At 43.3% G+C, this 19,024-nt stretch carries 18 protein-coding genes and 1 pseudogene; 11 read left to right on the forward strand and 8 right to left on the reverse strand.

The features are described 5' to 3' along the window. Positions 1–670: 670 nt before the first annotated feature. From ACHZBG_RS13935 to ACHZBG_RS13945, 3 genes and pseudogenes are all read right to left on the reverse strand, one after another. Positions 671–1,231: pseudogene (locus ACHZBG_RS13935) on the reverse strand (DUF4097 family beta strand repeat-containing protein); the annotation flags it as partial. A gap of 83 nt (positions 1,232–1,314) precedes the next feature. Further along, positions 1,315–1,533 (reverse strand): hypothetical protein, encoded by a 219-nt coding sequence (locus ACHZBG_RS13940; RefSeq protein ID WP_320130070.1) that lies wholly within the window; start codon positions 1,531–1,533, stop codon positions 1,315–1,317. A gap of 90 nt (positions 1,534–1,623) precedes the next feature. Further along, a complete protein-coding gene (locus ACHZBG_RS13945) occupies positions 1,624–2,286 on the reverse strand; it encodes a helix-turn-helix domain-containing protein (RefSeq protein WP_320130071.1) in 663 nt (220 codons plus the stop codon). Between the two features lie 251 nt (positions 2,287–2,537). On the opposite strand from ACHZBG_RS13945, the gene ACHZBG_RS13950 reads away from it, so the two are divergent. After that, entirely contained in the window at positions 2,538–2,705 is a 168-nt protein-coding gene (locus tag ACHZBG_RS13950) for a hypothetical protein (protein WP_320130072.1), read from the forward strand. A 7-nt stretch (positions 2,706–2,712) separates the two neighbouring features. Then, positions 2,713–3,369: a polysaccharide deacetylase family protein gene (locus ACHZBG_RS13955; protein ID WP_320130073.1), complete on the forward strand. Its 657-nt coding sequence runs from the start codon at positions 2,713–2,715 to the stop codon at positions 3,367–3,369. Between the two features lie 320 nt (positions 3,370–3,689). Here ACHZBG_RS13955 and ACHZBG_RS13960 read toward each other — a convergent pair whose 3' ends face one another. From ACHZBG_RS13960 to ACHZBG_RS13980, 5 genes are all read right to left on the reverse strand, one after another. Continuing rightward, the gene (locus ACHZBG_RS13960; protein ID WP_320130074.1) at positions 3,690–3,890 is read right to left on the reverse strand and encodes a hypothetical protein; all 201 of its coding nucleotides are present in this window, start codon (positions 3,888–3,890) and stop codon (positions 3,690–3,692) included. 133 nt (positions 3,891–4,023) lie between these two features. Next, on the reverse strand, positions 4,024–4,476 hold the full coding sequence (locus ACHZBG_RS13965; protein WP_320130075.1) for a hypothetical protein: 453 nt from the start codon (positions 4,474–4,476) through the stop codon (positions 4,024–4,026). A gap of 185 nt (positions 4,477–4,661) precedes the next feature. Then, positions 4,662–7,613, reverse strand: a complete 2,952-nt coding sequence (gene dnaE, locus ACHZBG_RS13970) for a DNA polymerase III subunit alpha (protein ID WP_320130076.1) — start codon at positions 7,611–7,613, stop codon at positions 4,662–4,664. Then, a complete protein-coding gene (locus tag ACHZBG_RS13975; protein ID WP_320130077.1) occupies positions 7,606–8,781 on the reverse strand; it encodes a DNA polymerase in 1,176 nt (391 codons plus the stop codon). The genes dnaE and ACHZBG_RS13975 overlap by 8 nt, the downstream gene beginning before the upstream one ends. After that, positions 8,778–9,569: a DUF72 domain-containing protein gene (locus ACHZBG_RS13980; protein ID WP_320130078.1), complete on the reverse strand. Its 792-nt coding sequence runs from the start codon at positions 9,567–9,569 to the stop codon at positions 8,778–8,780. The genes ACHZBG_RS13975 and ACHZBG_RS13980 overlap by 4 nt, the downstream gene beginning before the upstream one ends. A gap of 160 nt (positions 9,570–9,729) precedes the next feature. Here ACHZBG_RS13980 and ACHZBG_RS13985 point away from each other — a divergent pair, with 160 nt between their 5' ends. From ACHZBG_RS13985 to ACHZBG_RS14025, 9 genes are all read left to right on the forward strand, one after another. Next, complete coding sequence (locus tag ACHZBG_RS13985) at positions 9,730–10,344, forward strand: nitroreductase family protein (RefSeq protein WP_320130079.1); 615 nt, start codon at positions 9,730–9,732, stop codon at positions 10,342–10,344. Positions 10,345–10,524: 180 nt separating this feature from the next. Continuing rightward, a complete protein-coding gene (locus ACHZBG_RS13990; RefSeq protein ID WP_320130080.1) occupies positions 10,525–11,214 on the forward strand; it encodes an HD domain-containing protein in 690 nt (229 codons plus the stop codon). Positions 11,215–11,453: 239 nt separating this feature from the next. Beyond that, positions 11,454–11,687 carry a hypothetical protein gene (locus tag ACHZBG_RS13995; protein WP_320130081.1) on the forward strand — a complete coding sequence of 78 codons (234 nt, stop codon included), beginning with the start codon at positions 11,454–11,456 and terminating at the stop codon, positions 11,685–11,687. A gap of 143 nt (positions 11,688–11,830) precedes the next feature. After that, positions 11,831–12,091 carry a hypothetical protein gene (locus ACHZBG_RS14000; protein ID WP_320130082.1) on the forward strand — a complete coding sequence of 87 codons (261 nt, stop codon included), beginning with the start codon at positions 11,831–11,833 and terminating at the stop codon, positions 12,089–12,091. Positions 12,092–12,392: 301 nt separating this feature from the next. Beyond that, positions 12,393–14,747, forward strand: a complete 2,355-nt coding sequence (locus ACHZBG_RS14005) for a substrate-binding domain-containing protein (RefSeq protein WP_320130083.1) — start codon at positions 12,393–12,395, stop codon at positions 14,745–14,747. Continuing rightward, the gene (locus ACHZBG_RS14010) at positions 14,731–15,390 is read left to right on the forward strand and encodes a response regulator transcription factor (protein WP_320130084.1); all 660 of its coding nucleotides are present in this window, start codon (positions 14,731–14,733) and stop codon (positions 15,388–15,390) included. The genes ACHZBG_RS14005 and ACHZBG_RS14010 overlap by 17 nt, the downstream gene beginning before the upstream one ends. 192 nt (positions 15,391–15,582) lie before the next feature. Next, positions 15,583–16,932, forward strand: a complete 1,350-nt coding sequence (locus ACHZBG_RS14015; protein ID WP_320130085.1) for a carbohydrate ABC transporter substrate-binding protein — start codon at positions 15,583–15,585, stop codon at positions 16,930–16,932. Positions 16,933–17,093: 161 nt separating this feature from the next. Then, a complete protein-coding gene (locus ACHZBG_RS14020; RefSeq protein WP_320130086.1) occupies positions 17,094–18,068 on the forward strand; it encodes a sugar ABC transporter permease in 975 nt (324 codons plus the stop codon). Further along, the gene (locus ACHZBG_RS14025; protein ID WP_320130087.1) at positions 18,065–18,913 is read left to right on the forward strand and encodes a carbohydrate ABC transporter permease; all 849 of its coding nucleotides are present in this window, start codon (positions 18,065–18,067) and stop codon (positions 18,911–18,913) included. Before ACHZBG_RS14020 ends, ACHZBG_RS14025 begins: the two co-directional genes overlap by 4 nt. Positions 18,914–19,024: the final 111 nt, after the last annotated feature.

Consider the following 19,024-nt stretch of genomic DNA (forward strand, 5'->3'; position numbering starts at 1 on the left):
TATTGAAGCCTTATAAGCCGATAAGCAAAAATTCTGACAAGGATTCTGATAAAAAAGCAGGAAGATTGATAGGAACAGTGGAACGTATTACCATGCTTGTCCTTCTATCCGCCGGACAGTATTCGGCAATAGGATTGGTTGCTGACAGCAAAATCCATCGCTAGATATGACAAGATAGCGCACGAATCCGAATTTGCAGAATATTACCTACTGGGAACTTTATTAAGCACATTGATAGTGATACTTGCCTCATTCATTTTGAAATTACCTGGAAGGAGTATGTAGGATAACTGTTCATCATATCATTTTTGGATTTCGACCATATTCTTTTTTGACGGTTATTTGCATTATTTGCCAGAATCCTCGATAATGATCTGTTTTTGATAAAAGATCACACATATTCTCATCTCAAATTACGATTTTGCCCTGAAGTTACGCAAGGATCCCTCTCGCTTCTTGGGAAAGAAGATATTCTTGCGTTCTCGAAAATCCATTGAGGACAATCTTGATTTTGGGAGAAGGATTCAGCTTAAACAAAACTCCTTGAGAAAGAACTTCATTGTATCATTTGGATACTTTTATTTCCCCATTTCGAGTTTCCAACGTAATTGATACAACCGGAGAGTTTCCGATGATGCCGGCAACCTTTGTATCCGAGACACTGAGCTTATCAGAAAATGAAGGTTACAATAGACCCTTCCTTGGTAGTGGCCGAAAATGAAAATTCAAGTTGCTCAGGAACCTCCAAGGTAAGCCCTCCATTTTTGGAATAGGCTGTTAGGTTTCCCAAAATTTCATTGAAAGAGATTTGTATATTTCCTTCACCGGAAGCTTCAAAGGAACCTGAACCCAAAATACCAGAAGCAGTCAAATTGCCATTCCTTGCAGTATATATCATTGCACCTTGGGAATCACGAATCGACGTATTTGCATTTGTGGTTTGTATCTGTATTGTTTGGGCGTCTAAGTTCCTGAAATTCAACAGTCCGTTTGTACTTTGGATTTTCACCATGGATGCAGTAAGCTCAGATCCCTCCATTTCCCCATTTGTTGTTATAACAGTGATAATGGATGCTTTTATATTGGACACTACAAGTTTTCCACTTGTGGTATCGGCACTGAAATCGTTGGATAAATGCAAAGGAACCCTGGAATCTATCGTACCGCTTGTAGAATGCAAGAATAAACTTCCAGTATATATTTGGGGTATATACAGCTCCACATATGATTCAAAACCAGAACGAAGAGGCCGCTCCCCCCTCTGTTATCCGTAGACCACTATTCCCTACAGAAATTCTTGCATAGTATTCTTTCTTATTCTTGTTCATGTATTCTTTCAAAAACAAGTTTTTCATTTTTGCTTTCCAGAATATGGATATCATCCTCATCATAGTCCAGGTGTATGCTTTGCATAGCATTCATATCGAAAGTCTGGATATGTACCAGTGTAGGTATCTTTGCATTGCTGCATCCTGTTAGGTGAACAACGAGAAAAAGGTATGCGACAGAAAAAGAAAATAGGCTACGTTTCATGAATCATCTTCCTTTGTATGTAATTAATTGAACCGTTCATTCAATTTTTATATATTTTTTTACGGATCTTTTTGATCCGCATTATGACACTTATATACTGTAAGCGTGAAGCAAGTTATCCATGCATACTTTTTTTGCTATTTCAGCTGTAATATCTTTTTGTATATCAAAAGCATCATTGGTGATATGCATACCCCACCAAGACATAGTTTCGATTATTACCTGGGCAGTATATTCAGGATACTCAACTTGGCGAAATGTTCCACTTTCCCCATAGTGAGTGATATAGGATACTATTTGACGATAAAATTCCAGACGATACTCTTTATAAGAGTGTATCAAATTTCCTAAATCATCAGGATTCTTTTCAATGAGCAAGCACCCTATTCCATATTTTGAGATTACATCATAGGCATCAGACAACATTTGTTCAAAGGGATAATCCGCTATATCGACTAGATGAGAGGAGAAAGTTTTCATGTTCCGTTCAAAAGCTTCCTTTATCTCATTATCCAAGGAATCAAACAACTCTGATTTTATCGGTAATTCAAATTCTTTCGTAATAAAAGTAGGTTCAACGGTTCCCTTGAGGATAAAATTGAGAATATCTCTCTTTCCTGTAAAATAGACATACAGCATTCCTGTTGATAGCCCAATTTCCCTTGCGATGTCTTTTATTTGTGTTCTTGAGTACCCTTTATTGATAAACAGGTGACTGGATGCATCAAAAATCATTTTCAATCTGTTTTCCATAGGACCTCGTATTTAATTGAACCGTTCATTCAATAGAATTGTTAAACTTTTTTCTTTTTTTTGTCAACATGTATTCCAAGCTAGAATAATTTTGAATAATTTTCATACCTGTCTCTCTCTCCAGCAAAAGAATCAGTGTTTAACGTTCAAAACCAAACTCTGAACTTTCCTACAATTTTCTTGATTTTTAAGTGTATCAAAGTCATCATCAATACTATACATATCTTGAAATCAATAATGGAGGGACCCTTATGATACAGTATTTGCCTTCATATGATATTGAAACGGTTCGTTGCCTGGAAGGAGTACGTAGCATAGCTGCTCATCATATTCATTTTGGAATTCCTGCTACGTTCTTTGTAGTCGGAGAATTACTGGAAGATCAGCATTGGGCAGAGGAATTAGGCCAGAATCCTTGATAATGATTTGTTTTCCATACAGAATCATACGTATTCGCATCTCAAATTACAATTTGGGACTGAAGTTACCAAAGAATTCCTTTTCCTTCTTGATGAAGAACTTTCAAAAACCAATTCCTTGATCGAAAAGACCTTCAAGCACACACCAACGGGATTTCGTTCCCCGATGGGATTTCCTGACGGCTTGAAAGGTGAAGATCAAATTCTCAAGGTTCTTTGGAACAATGGCATCCGCTATGTCAGCTCCAAGGCAGTAGGAAGACATGGAACCATCCCTGCCTCTTTGTCTGATTCCTTTTACTACGATGAAGAAGACATACTCCATCCCCTTCTGGAAATTCCCGTACATGGGTGGCATGACAATGTATTGAAAGGATACAACTATTGTCCCATGCTCTGGCCTCCACTCTATACTTGGAGTGCAATCCTCACACCACCTGAGACTCCCCAGGATGAATTTCTCATCTATAGAAAATGGTTTGAGGAAGCCGAAAAGATGAAACTCAGCCATTTCGGCCCTATTTTCCACCCTTGGGCAGTCTATCGGTTCAACCAGAAGGCAGAAACCATCGCCCTATTGTTGAATTACATACAGGAAAAGGGAATTCAGACCAATACCTATGAAGGATTCAACGAATTTACAAGAAAAAATAAACCTATTTAAAAAAATAGGTTTAGGGTATAAAAGAACAAGTCATTAATATCATTTCATCAAATAGAGAATTCCGTTTATCATCCCAAAAAGGGAAATAAAGGAAGGAAGGATCTACCTTGCTTTTTTCTTCTCAAGCTTTTCTTGCTTCTTCTCTTTCGGGGTCTTCAAAGGCTTTTTCTTTTCATCTTTTTTTGCATCTTGCGATTTTGACATAATAGGATACCTCTTTCAAATATATATACGACATAATGATCATAAACACATGTACGCCATAATACAACCTACATTTGTTTTTGCTTTGCCAAATTTTCATCTTTTTTTGCAAAAATCTATAATAGCCGGTCTTTTACCATTCTATAGGCAAGACTATATCCCTCTCCCTCTACCTTGATTCCACATATCTCACGCAACCCATGTTCTATGGTATCCAGTCGAAAATATGCAGCCCTGCAGGTTTGGGCCAGTAGTTTGGATAAGGTAGTTTTTCCTGTTACCGGTAATCCAGAAAATATAAAAAGTGTAGGTTTCATGTACATCTTATAGCTTTGGGCCTTTTCCTTTCATCAGTTTTTATAGATCAGTCAGAAGAACAGTGCCTAATCTTCACAATAGCAACCATGACAATATTCGATTCAGTTTAAAACAGTTGCCGGTAACAGGTTCCTAAAATCTCGATTTCTCATAATTATAGGGAATACTGGAGCCAACCACAACATCCTCTATTTTTTCCAGTATCAACCAATCATCCATATTGCCTTGATGATCAAATGCCATCGGCTTCATTTCCTGGATGTCAGAAAACTCAACCAGGCATAGACATTTTTTGTGCCATCGTTCTTTCTGTTTTTCTGACAAATCCAATTTGGATTGATTCTTTTCCATCACTCCAATTATTTCCGCGTCTGTCAGCTTAGTATAGTTTTGGACTGTCTTCACTGTTGCACTGGCTGAGATCAAGAGAGAGCCTTTTTTCATAAAATACAGCTTTTCATGTTCCTGTACACGACTATGCGGTATCTTTCTTCCGGCTGCGCCTCGAATAATCATCGTTTTTCGACCTGAAAGTATTTTTTCAAGCACTTTTTCCTTGTCATCGCAATACACAAGATGAACCATTTTGGTGCTCCTCCTTTAGCCTATGCAGTATACCTAACCCACGTTCATTTTCAATACAAAGAAATATTCAAGTACAGTCTTTTATTCTTATGGCCATGCCAATCATCATATTCTGAAGTGAAATACATCCGTGAATGAATACTATACACACCGTCCTCTTCAAATCATTTGCTGTGCTGCCATTTTCACGTTTGCAGACCATCCCTACGACCTATCTGCTTGAGATCGAGAATCTGGACACATTTCGCTCCCTGGTCATCTTGCACCAAGCCAAACACCTCCAGGGGCCATTGGGTATATAGCAAGGAATAATACCGTGACAACATGTCAGGAAACAGCACGGTTTCATACAAGGCAGTCTCATCCTCAAAGGAGACAAAGCACATGCTCTGGCCATCCTTGGTAAGCACTTCCTTCTGGGTAACTTGCCAACCTATCAACGTCACATGGTAGTTCACATAACGGTCGAGGTCACAGGCCCGCACTCGTTTTATCGGGACCAGGAATTTTGACCAGAGTATCAAGGGGTGAAAATCCCTGAGGAAGCCCAGGGCATCATATTCCCTGTGCAATTCATCTTCGGTTCTCCTGATTTTAGCTTGTATCACCTTTGTTTTTGCAACAAATATTGGTTCTTGCTTCGCAAAAAGATCACCCTGCTCAAAAGACTCAGTCCTGCGACGGGTAACCAGAAGCCGTTTGAGTTGTTCGCTTCGAGGTAAGCTGGGTGCAAGTGAGTCACACGTGCCGGCAGCAACCAAGGCAACCAGATCATCCCGACAAACCGATACCCTTGAAGCTATTTCTTCCAAGGATGCATACCTACCCCCACGTTCGCGTTCTTGCACAAGAGATCGCATTGCCGTATGGGACAGATTGGCTATGGCCATAAGTCCGATGACAAGCATCTGATTCTCTGCATGGTATCCCACCCTGCTTTTGTTTATATCCGGACCACTGATTACCAGTCCCATTCTTCGTGCCTCGCTGATATAGGCATGAGGACGGTAATACCCTCCTTGGTTGGTCAACACCGCTGCCATAAAGAATGCAGGATGATGGACTCTAAGATAGGCAGATTGAAAGGAAACCATTGCATAGGAAGCCGAATGAGGCTTGCAAAAGGAATATCCATCGAAAGAGAGCATCATGGCCCAAACCTCCTTGATAGTTGCCTCCTCTATTCCATTGGCTTGGCACCCTTCAAAAAATTGACGTTCATAGCGAGCCAACTTTGCGCCCCCGGCCTTCTTGGCTATTACCTTACGAAGTGCATCGGCATCGGTTTCGTTGAAATTGGCAAGAGCCACGGCAGTTTTGGAAACATCCTCCTGATAACAAAGAATTCCATAGGTCTCATCAAGGATATAGGCAAGCCTGGGATGCAAGGGATTCCAGGGTTTGCCTTTCAACCGATCGACATATTCAGCGATAAAACGATTAGCTGCCGGTCTTATAATGGAAGAATGGATGATGATATGTTCAAAATCACCCCTTCCGGTCTTCTTCTGCAATTGTCGCATTGCAGGGGATTCAATATAGAAAACACCCAAAGAATCGCCACGTGCCAAGGCCGCGATGGTTGCACTATCCTCGGCAGGTTTCCAGGTCTGCTCATCGATGACGATGCCATCTTCTTGCAAGTTGGCCAAAGCATCACGAATAACTGCAAGCGAACGATTTCCCAACAAGTCTATCTTTACGAATCCTGCAGCCTCGGTACCCTCTTTTTCCCAGGCCAGCAAAGGATATCCCTCGCGTGAATGACCAACAGGGGCATAGTGGCAAACAGCTTGCGGCGTTATTACCAATCCTCCGCAGTGCATGGACAATTCCTTGGGAAGCCCTACCAATTTTCTGGAAATTGAACAGATATCCTGCCATAGAGGATCAGGGATGGCCGATAATCCCTTGGTGAACAAAACCCGTTCGGTGCGGGTGATTTGGGCATCGTCGATGCCATAGGAGCGCGCAGTCTCCCGTAGCGCCGAGCGAAATCGAAAACAATTATGGTTGGCCACCCTGGCACAGTGATCCTGCCCGAATCGATTGAACACTGCCTGAAAAATACCATCGCGCTCATCCCAGGCAAAATCAACATCAATATCCGGGGGATCGAGTCTGGCCATTGATAAAAAACGCTCAAAATAGAGATTATAGGCAATGGGATCAACATTGGTGATATTCAGGGCATAGGAAACAATCGAAGCTGCACCGGAGCCCCGACCACAAGTCCTGCTGCTCATTGACACGATGTCGTGCATGACCAAAAAATACGCGGCAAATCCCTTTCTCTGTATGATATCCAATTCATATTCAATTCGTTCCAAAACAGCATCGGACAACTCCCCATAGCGCTTTTCGGCACCCAGGAATACTCGTTTCCTCAATTCTGATTGAACAGTAGCACCAGGGGTCGGATAATCGGGAAATGTGAGCTCTCCTGAAAAAGGGCTGGAAAGACACCTGTTAGCAACTTCCTCTGTTGCCGACAAAGCCTCCGGCCAGGAGGCAAAGGCTTTCTGATAGGACTGTTCATCCAACAGAACCCCTCCCTTTCTTTCCTGATCTTCCTCCAAAAGGGTCCCTATCGTCTTTCCCGTTGCAACCGAGCGCAATACCCTATGAACCGACCTGTCTGCTTCCTCCAGGAAACTGGCATCCTCGAGGGCCAGCAAAGGAAGCTTGAGACGGCGCGCAGTAGGAATGGAAGACAAGGAACGAGGGGAAATCGCCGCATAGAGATAGGCAGAGGTACCACTAAGACGTTCAAGAATTCCAGGAATAAAGGAAGCTAGCACCAACCCCTGGGAATCCTGGGCAAGGGAGGCAAGGCAGTCAGGGCAATCGTCTTTACTTTGCTCGGATAAAAGCTCGCATAACCGGGAAAAACCCTTGGAATCCTGAACAAAAGCAAAGACAGAACCTTCCCTACAGAGAAGTTCAGATCCCGTAATCAACTTGATACCTACCTCGGAAGCTGCTTCCAGACAAGCAGGAAGGCCATAGAGATTGTTCCTGTCTGTTATGGCTACGGAGGTGCATCCCTGGGCAGCCAGGGCCTCGAACAATCGAGGAACCGAGGCTGTCCCCCATAGCAAGGAATAGGCGGAACGTACGGCAAGTCGGCTAGACACGAAAAACCGCCGCTGCATGGGTGAGAATGGCAGGGCCAAAACGAACTCGGGTAGCATCGACTGCTGATTGCAGTCTTTCGTCTTTGGTAGGACCTTCCGGAACAAATAGGTCAGGTTCCTTCCAGGCAAGGGAAAGCCCTTGCAGGGAAAGATTGAAAGCTACTATACGAACCCTACGGTTCATGGCTTGCGTCGTAGCAGACCAACCGGCAACAATGAGCTCCTGATCCAGGACCCATTGCCCCTTGGTCCTCTGAAACGCTTCACTAAAGGCCCCATCGCTCCAAGAGAGGGAAACCTTCACGATTGAACATCCCAGTCTATCTTTACGCAGGGATAATCCTGCATCCTCAAAGGCAGAAACAATTGCGGCACGAAGCAAGTCAAGCTCACCTATCGGTTCAGCAAAATCAACCCTGCGAAAAATCCTGCGTTGGCCCAGGGTATGGGAATCCAGGGTGGAGAAATCCAATCCCCTGGCAGCATCCCTGAGCGATAGTCCCCGTTTACCCAAAAAAGCAACGACCTGTACATCATCCAAGGCGGCAATTTGCCCAATTTCCTTGATACCTGCCACTGATAGCAACCTACCGATGGAAGAACCGACTCCAGGAAGCAGGGAAACATCCTGTCGAGAGAGAAAAGCCGCTTCCTCGCCGTTCCGTATCTGGGTAATCCCGCAAGGACGAATAGTCCTGGTGCCTATTTTTGACACCAACTTGTTTGCAGAGACTGCTACTGCGGGTTCCAGGCTCAGTTGATCATGCATTTCATTGCGAATCCGTACTGCACAATCGACAGAGGGGCCAAACAGTCTGGAAGTTCCTGCGACATCCAGATAAACATGGCCTCCTGAGTCCTCCTGTATCGTAGGGGAATACTGGAGGGCAATTTTCATTATCGCAGCATTGGCCTTCGCATAGGAAACAGTATCGGGGGGAACCAATTGCAGGGAAGGCAATAAGCGTATCGCCGTGGCAACGGGCATTCCCGAACGGACACCTTCTTCAAAGGCCCTACGGGAAGGAGTAATGATGATACGGCGAGAAGTTCCCTCCTTGGCTATTGCAAAAGCAGTATCGGCAAGGAAAGGTTGCTTGGCAATGGCCACGGCGGCAGCGAAATCAGTCACATTGATATGGATGATGGTAGCCTGTTCTCCTTTCATGCCTTCGTTTCCTTTGGTTCCAAAAGAGATCGCAATCTCTGGGCATTTTTTACAGCCTGACCACGACGATGATTATTGAAGTAGACCACTACCGTGCCAGATCCAAGGGCCAGACCCCGGACTCGCTGTACAATGGACAAAAGTTCCCGATCAGAATAGAGATAATCGTAACGGGCGGCAGCATCGGATCCCCACCAGGCAGCTTGGTTCCTTCCATGCAGGCGAATATAGGCCAAAGGAGCGGTTGAAACATCCATAAGGGGAGGATTTCCCTGTATTTGAGGAAGATCAAGGGAAACAAAGGCAACCTTCAGGGACTTCAAGGCATCGAGGGTTCTGTTATTGTACCATTGGGCATTACGAAATTCGACAGCCAGGGGAATTCCCGGAAAAAATCGAAGAAGTGCATCCAAATACCGGCGTTGATCTGGTTCATAATGAAAGGAATACGGAAATTGGAGCAATACGGCCTCAAGGGAATCTGTATTGAGAAGTGGTTCAAGGGCAGAACGAAAAATCGTGGCCTCCCTTTTCCAGTTTGCAGGATCGATGCTATGGGTAAGGGATTCATGGGCCTTTATGGAAAAAACCAAAGAGGGAGCTTGCTCGTGCATGGCCTGCAATTGATCGGCTACAGGCATACGGTAGTAGCTGAAATTCAATTCAACTGTCTCAAATCTATCAGCATACAGACTCAGGTATTCACTTGCCTTTGTCCCTTCCGGATAAACAGGACCAACCCATTCTGTGTAGCTATACCCTGATGTACCAATCAATATATTTGCCATAATTCTGTTTTACTACATATATGTTAAGTAATCAAGAGAAAGACTATTCATTGCTCCCTGTCGAGGGATTCTTTTCAACCAACACATTTGCATGAAAACCAAACAGCTATTTCTTTCAGGATAATCTTGAATTCCTTCAGTCCATATTCAAAACTTATTTATGGAAATTGCTCTCTCAACCCTTTCTTCCAGGAAAAGCTTGCCACTGCGTTTTTCTGTTAGTACCATTGAGACACAAGGAGAAATTCAGGTGAAGGCAATTGAGGAGAGAAGAAGCATTCGTACATATACGAACCAAAAAATTGCAGATGAAACAGTTTTTCAATTGTTCGAAAGTGCAAGGCTTGCTCCCTCTGGAAGCAATTCCCAACCTTGGCATTTTTTGGCAATAACAAATCAGGAAATGCGAGAGAAAGTGGCAAAAGTCTCCCATGACCAGAAGTGGATGCTCAGTGCCCCGCTTTTCATTGTCTGCATCGCCAAAATTGAATCGAATACAAACCTATACCTTGATGAGACATCTCCCGAATTCAATCTCAAACGAGGAATCCGTGACACTTCGATAGCTGCAGAGCATATTGTCCTGGAAGCAACAAGGCTGGGTCTGGGAACCTGCTGGGTCGCTTGGTTTACCCAAACAGAAATAAAGACTTTGTTGAATCTTCCCCCTGATACCTATGTAGTTGGTATTCTCACTGTAGGATACCCTGACGAAAAGCCCGCACAAAGAAAAAGAAAAGAGCTTTCGGAAATACTTCATTACAATACGTGGTAACAGTATCTTCTCCAGCTAGGAAGACTTGTGCTTTTAGACAAGCATCTCTAGTCAATGACATAAATACTTACAGATTTTTAACAGCTCTTTGACAAAAAGGGCAAGTCACCCCCTTGTACCTTATCTTGCATCTGGCTACTGTTAATACAGTATAAAAAAAGGAGAGTCCGTTAGGACACGATGGATACAATAAAAAAAATTGATAGGTTACCTACCAAACAACTATATTTGCTTGTTTGTATTCCTGCTATTGCCATCCTTCTTTATTTTATTACCCAGGATGTTACCGTGCAATTTGCACAGACTCTTGAATTCATGTTTCTTATGCTACTGCAGACTTCTCTTTTTTGCCTGTTACTCAACATGCAATACCAGTTAAACACTTTTCGGATAGAGAAACCAACAAAACTTGAGTTCTTCCACCTTACAAGCGACATCCTTTTCAATAAAGAGTTTCTCAAGCTCAAAAACTATTTCCACCATAGCAACCATACCTACGACCATGTCGTCCGTGTTGCCTATATTTCCTATTCCATTGCCAAAATCCTCGGACTTGATTACAGGGCAACTGCAAGAGGTGGCTTATTGCATGATTTCTTCCTGTATGACTGGAGAGAACGAAAGGCAAGCGACCTACGAAGGAATATGCATGGAAAGGAACATCCTCTCATTGCTTTGGCAAATGCCAGAAAAAACTTTTCAGTAAACGACCTTGAGGCAGATATCATTGTAAAGCACATGTTTCCCAAAACGCACGCGCTTCCTAGACACAGTGAAAGCTTTGTGGTTTGTTTCAGTGATAAAATAGCCGCAAGCTATGAATATCTCTCTCATCTTTCTCATCCCAAAACGCACACTATTTCACGCTGAATTTGAACTAATATAAGAATTTGCGAAAATAATGCCCTGGAAGGACTTGAAAAAGCCTCTCTCAGGGCATCCATTTTCTGCAAAATACGCGTCTATTCCCTATTTTCTTACTATAAATAAAAATATATTCATTATATTTTAAAAACTGACAAATATTTTGCTTATATAGTGTATAATGTTTTTAGTTACTTATATTTACAATTGTCTTCCTGCACAAATCATTTCAAATTGGGAAAATTATGAAAAAAACACTTTTACTCGTGCTTGTTCTCTGTTTTTGCACGTTCTCTATGTTTGCCTCCAAAAGTTGGTTTGGAGTTGAAGGCTTCGCTACACGTAGTGAAGAAACAACGACCTATACTGTAGTGGGAATAGATTTTGACCAAGATAGTACGGCAACCCTTATGGGCGTAGCTGTCTCAGGTACTCTCTTCCCAAGCGAGAATTCACCCATTGGACTAGGTTATCAATAGGCGCCGGTAAAGTAGTCGATGCCACACATGGCTCTACGCAAGAAGATGTTTCTGATTATCCCCTGACTTGGAGAGGTTCCCTTTCCTGTCAATATAGTGCTGATTTTACAGAACAACTTTCACTGCAACTTGGAGCAGGAGTCTTGTATGAGTCGATTACCAGAGGAGCTGACAGCGATAACTCACTGGCTGTTGTTATTAGATATAGCACATTCAGCTTCATCGCCAATGCCGATTTGTTGTTCCATGTATCAGATTCCCTCGCACTCTTTGGAGGCGTAAGCGTCGCAACTCCCCTAAGTAGCCAGGCAGAAGTCACCAGCGGAGACTTCTCTATTGATTCTGACGTAACTGTTTCTGGCTATACCGTTCTTGGTAAACTCGGAGTGGCTCTTTCCTTATAACCCTGAGTTCCATTGACAACGCTACCTAGCAGGTATGCCAATGGAAAACTTTTTCAACATTCTTTAGTGAATAGTCAATTTTGCCCTAGCCTTCCTTCAAAGGAAGACGAGGGCAAAATCTTTATTTGAAATATAATCAGTTTTTAATACTATGTACAATTCATAATTTGTATCTTGTTCTGACATTCCTAGTATCCTTCATACCATGTACATCTCTTACCCAAAGTGGTTTTTCATTCCTTGCAATCTGTGTAGGATGGGATATGATACAGATAAGACTTTTCAAGGAGTAGTGCTTCCTATGGCAGAAAGAAAACAGTGCATCGGTATATTCACGGCCTCGTTGGACGATGCCTATCAATCGACAATCTGGCATGCCATAGAACAAAGTGCAGAGGAAAAGGGGTTTGGCTCAATCTCTTTTCTTGGCTCTCGCCTTGGTTCTCCCATTGCTTCGGAAGCTTCTTCCAACTTAGCCTACCATCTGGCAAACAAGCGTAATATCGATGGACTCATCATCATTTCCTCCTGCCTTGAAACGTTCTTGACTTCAGTGGATCTCAAGGCTTTCTTCGCTTCATGGGCCGACCTTCCCCGGGTCTCCATAGGTATGAGAATTCCCGGGATGTCCGATGTCAGTGTTGATGAAAGCAAGGCTCTTACCCAAGTAATGGAACACCTCATCGACGAACACAAGCATACTCACTTTGCCTTGATTGGAGGCCCAATTAGCCATGACGAGGCCATCAGCAGGTTGAACACTTGCCTGACAATCTTGAAAGAACGGAATATACCAATCGACCAACGTTTGATAGTCTCAGGAACCTTTACCCAGGATTCCGGTATTCGCGCCGTAGAACTTCTCTGTGAAACAGGCCTTTTTTTTGATGCCCTCGTTTGTTTGAATGATCAAATGGCGCAAGGAGCCTTGAAAGAACTGAATAGAAGAGGAATAAGAGTCCCTGAGGATGTTGCCCTCATCGGATTTGATGGAATTGAAGCCTCCCTGTATACCTTGCCTCCCTTGACGACAGTTGGGCAACCCATGCGTGAACTGGGAACTGCCGCAGTCAATATCCTGGAACGTTTGATGAAAGGGGGAAAAGAGGAGCATCTGACCTTGGAATGTACCGCTATCTTCAGGGAATCGTGCGGTTGCAAACCACGATTCCGATACACTCCCGATCTGCAGGAAATACCTCAGTATGCCAGTCTTGCTGAAAAAAAGGCTATCGATGAACTTATAAATTTAATAAAGGCAAATGATTACGATGGCCTGATCATTTGCCTTAATCATGCTATCGACACAACAGGAGCAGAACGTGGCTCACTACCACGATGGTATGAATATTTATCGTTCATTGAGCATCAATGCAGGGAATATAACCTAGCGGACAATCAGGCGATAACCAATCTCATGGGAGCAGCCAAGGCTTTCACGGCTGAAAAAATTGAAAGGCACCAAGCCACCAAACGGATTTCAGCCGAATCATCCTTCGAAACCTTACGACGAGTCAGTGCCATACTCGCAGGAGCTTTTGAACTTTCAGATATGTTTGCCAATCTGAAGAAAGTATTGAAAATGTTTGGAATAGACCGAGGATACTTGGTAGTATTCAACAAAGATAAAAACAAGACCAAATTATTGATGGATATAGAAAAAGAAGCAGAGACGGAAGCTTCCCTGCCCCAAAAATTCAATCGGACAAACCTGCTCCCTTCCTCTGTGGGTCATTTTTGGAAACAAAGACAATGGATTTTGATGCCACTGGTATATAATAGCGAACCCCTGGGATACCTGATTGTCCCAATCGGAATAGAGATTCCGGCCTTATATGACATCCTGCAAGAACAAATTTCCAGTAATCTGAAGGGAACCCTGCTCCTTGAACAAATCAGGTCACATGAAAAAACACTGTCTCAACAGGTTACCATAAGGACAAAGGATCTCATAAGTACTAACAAAGAGCTTTCCGCAGAAATAAAACGAAGAAGCGAGTTGGAAAAGGAAGTTTTGGAAATTTCCAACCAAACCATTGAACGCATCGGGCAGGACCTACATGATGATCTCTGCCAACACCTATTGGGAATTTCCTTGCTGGTATCCTCAGTCAAGAAAATTGCCATAGATCATCAATACATAACTGTCGATACCCTGGAAAAAATCAGTGCGCTGCTCTCGGAAGCAATTACCAAGATCAAAACGATATCGAGAGGCATGCTTCCCTTTGAAATGGAACCCCATACTTTTTTGCAACGCATTGAAGCCTTGGTTGGGGATACGCTTCGTATTTCCCATGTAAATGTACATATCAATGCTGATCCTGACTTTGAAATAGAGGATGCGAATGCTGCATTGCACATTTTCCATATTATCCAGGAAGCCTTGAACAATGCCATCAAGCATTCCCATGCACAGAGTATCGAAATTTCCCTGATACACGAAATTGCAAGTGATGGGACAATATATAAAGTTGCCTCGGTGGTCGATGATGGCATTGGGCTACCCAAGCAAATCAGGGAAGGAGGCTTGGGCCTTCGAATCATGCACAACCGGGCCAGCATGGCACAGGCACAATTATTGATTGATTCATCAAAAAAAGGGACAGCTGTACGTGTTTGCATAGGGAGGCAGGACAATGGGACAAAAAATTGAATTCATGGTCGTTGATGATCACCCACTTTTCCGACAAGGACTGGTGAGCGTCATAGAAAACTATGAACGTTATAAAGTCATCGGTGAAGCAAATACGATTGATGAAGCCATAAAGATTGTCGATGCCCATCCGCCACAAATTCTTCTGGTGGATATTTCCCTGCATCATGAGAATGGTCTGGAACTAGTAAAAATAGTGCACAGCACTCACCCTACTACGTTTCAACTAGTCGTTTCCATGTACGACGAGATCATCTATGCCTCAAATGCCCTGAAGGCAGGAGCCCAAGGATATGTCATGAAGCAAGAAGCTCCTGAGACGCTCATGCAAGCCATTGAAACGGTGCTCAATGGAAAAATCTACCTTTCACAATCCATGCATGAACGCTTGCTGGCTTCACTGATTTCCCAGGATACAAAAAAACCACAAGTTGATCCCATTACCCAACTGAGTGTCCGCGAACTGGAAGTATTTCGCCTGATCGGGCAAGGTTTCGGAGTTTCTGAAATTGCCTCCGCCCTGAATCTTTCAGGCAAAACCATCAATGTCTATCGTGACAATATCCGTCACAAATTATCGATCACCGACGCAGGAGCCCTTCGAAAATTCGCAATCAAATGGATGCAAAGCCGAGAGATGTAAAAGATTTTTACCTAGGACTAATGTCCTAGGCAAAGTCTAGGCATATGGCTAATGGCGTCCACAAACTTTCGAGAGTATTCTTTATTCAGGAAGTAACGATTTTAGGGGGGACTTTCCTTGTGTATATACCTGGAAAGTCAAGCAAAAAGTATTCATATGCCTTTTAGGCACATGCAATAAGGAGGATTCTACATGAAACGTGGTTTTAGCTTCTTGATGGGTATTATGCTGATCGCTTGCATCAGTATGCCACTGTTCGCCAATGGTACCGCGGAAAGCGCGACTACAGGGCAAAAGGTAATCAATATTTGGAGCTTCACCGATGAAGTACCAAAAATGCTTGAAAAGTACAAAGCCCTTCATCCCGACTTTGGATATGAAATCAAATCCACTATCGTTGCTACTACGGATGGAGCTTATCAACCAGCCCTTGACCAGGCTCTGATGAGCAGTGGTTCAAATGCACCGGACATCTTTTGTGCAGAGAGTGCCTTCGTCCTGAAATATACACAAGGCGATGCTGCTCAGTATGCTGCCCCGTACAAGGATCTTGGCATCGATGTCGATACACTTCTCAAAGAAGCCGACATAGCCCCCTACACAGTGGAAATCGGGACAAACCCGAAAGGACAATTGGTTGGTTTGGGATATCAGGCAACTGGTGGAGCTTACATTTATCGTCGTTCCATTGCAAAAGCTGTTTGGGGTACCGATGACCCTGCGATCATCAAGACAAAAATTGGTCCAGGTTGGGATAAATTCTTCAAGGCTGCAGCTGATCTGAAAGCCAAAGGATACGGAATTGTCTCAGGCGATGGTGATATCTGGCATGCAATCGAAGGCAGTTCCCCGAAGGGATGGATCGTTGACGGTAAACTGTACATTGATCCTACTCGTGAAGCATTCCTTGACCAATCAATGATGCTCAAGAAGAATGGGTATGAGAATGACACCAGAGATTGGACTGATGCATGGTATGGCGATATGAAAGATGCCAATCCAATGAAAGTCTTTGGTTTCTTTGGACCTGCTTGGTTGATCAACTACGTCATGGCAGGCAATTCCGGCGGCACAGCTCCTGGTGAAGGGACCTATGGGGATTGGGCAGTATGTGAACCTCCTGTCGGATTCTTCTGGGGTGGTACCTGGGTTCTTGCAAATAATAACAGCAAGATCAAGAGTGTTGTCGGGGACATCATCAAATGGATCACTCTTGACAGCTCAAATACAGGTCTCCAGTATTATTGGGCAAACGGGACCCTTAACGGCCCTGGTGGCACGAAAGACACTGTAGCTTCTGGTACCGTCATGAAAAAGTCTGATGGGAAGCTCCCCTTCCTCGGTGGACAGAATATGTTTGACGTGTTCGTACCTGCAGGAGCTTTTGCAACTGGCAAGAACAAGAATCAATATGACGAAACCATCAACATGTATTGGCGTGACCAAGTCCGTGAATATACGGCTGGAAATAAATCAAGAACCCAGGCTATTGCTGACTTCAAGCAACAGGTATTGGATAATCTCGACATTGCCTCCAAATAAGTATTTTTCGAAGCCGAGGGAACCCCTCGGTTTCGATACTTGTACGGAAGACTTCAGACAAAGGCCAGGTAGCTGGCCTTTCTTCTGAAGCAACAGACAATTATCTTGCGTAAGGGCGGATAATAAACTCGTCTTTCTCGTATTTCTGGAGGCAAACACCTATGAAGCAACATAAAAGTATCAACTACGCGAAATATGGGTATATCTTTTCCATCCCTTTCGTACTGACATTCTTGATTTTTTCCTTATACCCCTTGCTTTACACTACGGTAATCGGTTTTACCGACTTAAGGGGCCTGACCAAGACATCAATTCATATCTTGGACAATCCATTCGGAAATTTTCAATCAATCTTGCAAAATCCGACATTCGTGAAATCACTCTCGACGACTTTTATCATTTGGATCATGAATTTCATTCCCCAGATAGTTCTGGCACTATTGCTCACCGCCTGGTTTACCAACAGGAGTCTCCATGTAAAGGGACAAGGAATGTTCAAGGTCTTGATCTATATGCCGAATATCATCACAGCGGCAACCATAGCCATCCTGTTCTACAGCCTTTTTGGATATCCAAAAGGACCGGTCAATGACCTTTTGATGCAACTTGGAATTACCAAGGCACCCCAGAACTTCCATCTCCAGAAATGGACGGCCCGGGGAGTCGTTGCCTTCATCCAATTCTGGATGTGGTATGGAAATACAATGATTATCTTGATAGCAGGGGTACTTGGTATCAATCCTACGTTATTTGAAGCTGCCGAAATCGATGGGGCTACGGCTACACAGATATTTTTCAAAATAACACTTCCAAGATTAAAAACCATTTTACTGTATACATTGGTAACAAGCATGGTCGGTGGGTTGCAGATGTTCGATATTCCCAAACTTTTCTTGCTGGGAGGTCCTGATAATGCAACTCTTACTACCAGCGTATTCATTTACAATCAGGCTTTCAGCGGAAGTTATCTGTACAATCGGGCTTCAGCTGCAAGCTTGATCATGTTCCTTATTATCGCAGTACTTTCCTCCTTCATGTTTTATCTCTTAAGGGATAAGGATGCAGCGAAGCAAAAGAAACAGGCACGGGAATTGAAGAAAGCACTAAAAATGGCAGAGAAGGAGGTGGCAGTATGAACAACAGCCTGAAAGTGTCACGGAATATCAGCAAGACAATCATTTACATTGTCTGTATCTTTCTTTCATTCCTAAGCCTTTTCCCCTTCTGGATTATGTTCATGAATGCTACTCGTTCTACTTTTGAGATACAGCAGAATTCCATAGGACTTTTTCCCTCCAAATTTTTCATGAGCAATCTGCATATCCTTTCCGGTAAGAGCTTCAATGCGGCAAAGGGATTTATCAATTCCATGACTATTTCCAGTGGAGCAACTTTATGTGCAGTTTATTTTTCCTCATTGACTGCCTATGCCTTGGTTGCCTATAGCTGGAAACTAAGACAGCCGTTCTTTACGTTCATTCTGGCTGTCCTCATGATTCCTGCCCAGGTATCAAGCATCGGATTCTACCAGTTCATGTATCACATAAATCTGACGAACAATTTTCTGCCCCTTATCTTGCCTGCGATTGCTTCTCCTTCGATGGTGTTTTTCATGCGCCAATATCTGGTGGCCAACCTATCCTTGGATATAGTCAACTCAGCAAGAATCGATGGAGCTGGAGAACTCTATATTTTCAATAGAATTATTCTGCCCATAATGAAACCAGCTGTGGCAACCCAGGCAATTTTTACCTTTGTACTGAGCTGGAACAACCTTTTCTTGCCTCTTATTTTACTTACGGATAGTGATAAATACACCATGCCAATCATGGTAAGTCTCCTTAGGGGAGATATCTATAAAACAGAATATGGTTCAGTTTACCTAGGATTGGCTCTGACTGTCCTGCCTCTATTCGTAGTTTATTTCATGCTTTCAAAATATATCATCGCAGGTATTTCCTTAGGTGCCTTAAAGGAATAGGCGAAAGTTTTCTTCAAGGATTGAATAAAGTGAAGGTGGAAATTCTACCAGCCACTCTCAATCCTATAGGAATCGGTACGATATACATTCATATCTCATATCGCCTGGATG

The organism is uncultured Sphaerochaeta sp., from assembly GCF_963676625.2.
Lineage (GTDB): Bacteria > Spirochaetota > Spirochaetia > Sphaerochaetales > Sphaerochaetaceae > Sphaerochaeta.